Below are 3,616 nucleotides of genomic sequence, written 5' to 3'. Positions count from 1 at the left end.
ACAGAAGTTAAGCTCACTTGTGCCGAAGATAGTTGGCTGGAAACGGCCTGTGAAAATAGGTAGATGCCGGCTTCTCTTTTTATTATGGCCCGTTGGTCAAGCGGTTAAGACAGCGGCCTCTCACGCCGTTAACGTGGGTTCGATTCCCGCACGGGTCACTTGCTAAAAGCACCAAAATCTGACGATTATTCGTTTGGTTTTGGTGCTTTTCTCTTTGCCTGCATTGCGCATACCACACTTTTACCACACTCGCGTAATTTTGTCAAGGGGTGGCACAGGGGAGAGGACGAGGCTGTTGTTCCCGCGCGCAGTATAAAAGCGAATTGAACAGGCAGTAAAGGGGCTTTCGCGGCATATCCTTGCCTTTGAAAATCGGGGCTGCGGTATTCCACGTTCCCCTTGACAGCCTGTCCATTCTCTTTTTGAAGGCAACCGCGGAACAAACAGAAAGCATATCCTGATGGGATAGATTTTTTAAGTTGAAAAAGAAACTCCCCCTGCCCGTGTAATGGGCAAGGGGAGATTGTGTATTATGGGATTATGCGGATTAAGAGAAAGTCACGCACCAGACTTCGACGCCGTAAGCTGTATTAAAGGTGCAGGCAATACCCATTTGGGTGTAACCGGGGGTCATAATGTTTGCATAGTGGCCAGGGCTGTTTTTCCAACCAGTGCAAGCGGCAGACGCACTTGTTGCACCAGAGCACAAGATTTCCGCAGTTGTTGCACCATCATGAGAAAAAACATCATTTGCAATAAGGTAAACGCATCTATCGTGTGCGATACTTGACAAGGAACTGCTTACAGTAAGGGCAGGAAGTCCGCCCTCTGCGCGCATAGCATTGATATTGTTTGCAACAGCCCAGTATGCGGAATCGGAAGAATCAATATTCCACCATGTTTCGCCATCGGTGGCGGGGTCCATTGGGAGAGCGCCATATTCAAAGCTGGAAGATGTGGCGGGCGCGGAAGATTGAGCTTGTCCACCGTCAGAAGTAGAACCACTGTTGCCAGAAGATGCACCGTTGCTATTGCTGGTGGCGTTTGTGGTGCTGGTAGACTTGGTGCTGACCGTGACTTCACATTCAGAGCTTACACCGTTGACATCAACCGTAATAGTGGCTGTACCGTCAGCAACAGCGGTGACATTGCCCTCTGCGTCCACCGTGGCAACAGCTTCATCGCTGCTGGTGTAGGTGGCAGTATCGGCAAGGGCTTCTTCGGGGACTACGGTATAAGTAAGCTGTGCCGTGCCCTTTGGCTGTAAGGAAAGCGTGGAATAATTCAGCTCGACACTTTCAATGGCGGGCAAAACCGTGACTTTGCAATCAGCGGAAAGCGCCGTGCCATCTACAGCGACAGTAACGGTTGCATCGCCAGCCGCTACTGCCGTGACTTCGCCTGCATCGCTGACCGTGGCAACAGCGTCATCGGAAGATGTGTAGTTGATGGAAACGTGTGTTGCATCATCTGGCGCAACGGCGGTTTCCAGCGTGGAAGCTTCGCCTGCCGTTAGCGTCAGTGCGTCCGTTGTGGTGATGCCAGTCGGCGTGACAACGACCTCAATCGTCTTACTGGCGGTAATTTTACCGTCCTTGCTGGACAAGGCAACCTCGGCAGTACCCGCACTAATGGCGGCAATATTGCCGTTTTCGTCAACCATTACAACAGCGGGGTCACTGGAACTGTAACTCATGTCCAGCGCGTCCAGCTTTTTAGAGAGCGCGGCGCTTTCCGGGGTCGCACCGTCAAAGGCGTATTCCGGCGTGGCGGTAATGGTAGAGCCTTTTTCCATGCTGTCCGGGAGATTTAACGCAACACCTGTCACATTAACACCACAGCCCGCCAGACTAACCGCCAGCGCACAGGAAACGGAAAGCGCCATAATCCTTTGTCGAATAGATTTCATAACTAATACGTCCTTTCTTTTTTTGCTTGCATTGTAACATGATGGAGATAAAGAATCAATACATATATAGGGACTTCAAAGGGAAAAGTTAAAGAAGACCGTCTGAATCACCGTCCATTGGGTGACTGTATACACCTAACGACATGCCGGGGTGTACATGGCCCATCAGCTCATCTAGTTGCCACAATGGTAGAGCGGCTTTATAGATTGAAGCGAATGTGTGACGCAATTCATAGGGAGTCACATAGTCAATGCCATTGTGTTCGCAGTAGCGTTTGAAACGAAAACGATATGTAATCTCCGAGTAGTCGCCAAAAACTCGCTCAGTGGAAGCGTGGGCACCTACGAAAGCCGCTTGCGAAGCGAAAAGGGCGCGAGTGTATTTGGTTTGGGGCAAAAGTCGGTCAGCAAATTCGTTCTTTCCACTGGTTTGTCTACCTTTTTCATTTATTGCGCGCTGGATATGTATAGTGTCATCTGTGATGTCACCCCATTGTAACCCCATGATTTCACCGGGACGAAGACCGCACGCAATACCAAGTCGATAGGCGTTAATCAAATCATCGTAGACCTCTTCGCCGCGTAGAAAGGTATTATCACAAGTAAAGACTTGATATATTCCGACAGACGATAAAATCTGTTTATGGGATTTTTTCGCTCCTTTTGGAATCTTGATTGAACGCGCGCTAAGGTCGTTACGGATATCGCTATCATCAAGGTAGAAGCAAAAACTTGAAAGCACACCGCGAATGTTCTTCAAGGTTTTTTCGCTCAGCCCCGACTTGTAAGCGGTATTGATGACACGACGCAAATCCTGCTTAGTTAGAGAAAGAACAGGGATTTCACCGATGATGGGGAAAATATGGTTTTTGTAGTAATTCTTGAGATTGTAGATATCATCGGTGACAGTTTCTTTGTCATGGAAAAAGTCTTGAAATATTTTATCCGTTGTGATGGTGTAGCTTTTCTTCGTGGAACTTCCACCAATCCACGCGAGAGCTTTTTTGGCACATTCGCGGCGGCCAGCATCGCCAATCTTAGAACTGTAAAAAGTTTTGCGTACATTATTAACTTGCAAGTCCAATCGGTATCCACCCGTGTGGCGTGGCTTAACCTTTTGCGTCAAATCTTTTTGAGTGTAGAGAGATGAGCAATTCATTTTCGGCCTCCTTTTATAAGGGCTTGAGTAGGACGGACAAAGAGAAGATAATAATCTTCTGGCTCGAAATCCAATTCGTTGCCGATGCGAAGCATTTCTGTTACATCGAATGGGCATAACCCTTGCATACGTGTAGACATCTGTTGCTGGGATAGACCAACTTTTTCGGCGATGCTAGAATCAGTTTCGCCATGGAGATAGATTCGGGCGTGAAGAGCTTTGTACGGTTTGATATGGGGGTGTTTCATTGTTGCTTCTCCTGTTTTCTGTGAGTTGTTTTTTACTGACGGTAGTACTATACCAACGTTTTTCCTTGAGACCTGCGTTTAACCGCTTCAAAACATTATGAAACTGTTAAAAATTTGTAAAAGAATTATTAAACAAAAAATCCCCCTCTCTGCATGGATTGCAAAGAGGGGGCGAAAGGTAGAAAAATACCACAGTCCGACACCACAGTAGATACCGTAAGAAAACATTGAAAACAATATCAAATTGTAAATTCTACGTTAATACGAAAAACTGAAACGTAAAGAAGTATAAAATATCAA

3 protein-coding genes and 1 tRNA gene are annotated in these 3,616 nt (G+C 47.2%); 1 reads left to right on the top strand and 3 read right to left on the bottom strand.

The features are described 5' to 3' along the window. Positions 1–86 precede the first annotated feature (86 nt). Positions 87–158, top strand: a tRNA-Glu gene (locus tag GPK89_RS10790). A 389-nt stretch (positions 159–547) separates the two neighbouring features. Here the strand turns inward: GPK89_RS10790 and GPK89_RS10785 are convergent. From GPK89_RS10785 to GPK89_RS10775, 3 genes are all read right to left on the bottom strand, one after another. Further along, a complete protein-coding gene (locus GPK89_RS10785; protein ID WP_215693035.1) occupies positions 548–1,909 on the bottom strand; it encodes an Ig-like domain-containing protein in 1,362 nt (453 codons plus the stop codon). A gap of 88 nt (positions 1,910–1,997) precedes the next feature. Next, complete coding sequence (locus tag GPK89_RS10780; protein WP_215693033.1) at positions 1,998–3,068, bottom strand: tyrosine-type recombinase/integrase; 1,071 nt, start codon at positions 3,066–3,068, stop codon at positions 1,998–2,000. Beyond that, complete coding sequence (locus GPK89_RS10775) at positions 3,065–3,316, bottom strand: hypothetical protein (protein ID WP_215693031.1); 252 nt, start codon at positions 3,314–3,316, stop codon at positions 3,065–3,067. The genes GPK89_RS10780 and GPK89_RS10775 overlap by 4 nt, the downstream gene beginning before the upstream one ends. Positions 3,317–3,616: the final 300 nt, after the last annotated feature.

The organism is Gemmiger formicilis (genome assembly GCF_018784445.1).
In the GTDB taxonomy this organism is placed as follows: Bacteria; Bacillota; Clostridia; order Oscillospirales; family Ruminococcaceae; genus Gemmiger.
Note: the sequence above shows the minus strand (reverse complement) of the source record. Positions and strands in the feature narration are given on the sequence as shown.

Bases quoted from the DNA above. Each gene is read 5' to 3' on its own strand.
- GPK89_RS10780 (WP_215693033.1), bottom strand. From the start codon at position 3,068: ATGAATTGCTCATCTCTCTACACTCAAAAAGATTTGACGCAAAAGGTT.
- GPK89_RS10785 (WP_215693035.1), bottom strand. From the start codon at position 1,909: ATGAAATCTATTCGACAAAGGATTATGGCGCTTTCCGTTTCCTGTGCG.
- GPK89_RS10775 (WP_215693031.1), bottom strand. From the start codon at position 3,316: ATGAAACACCCCCATATCAAACCGTACAAAGCTCTTCACGCCCGAATC.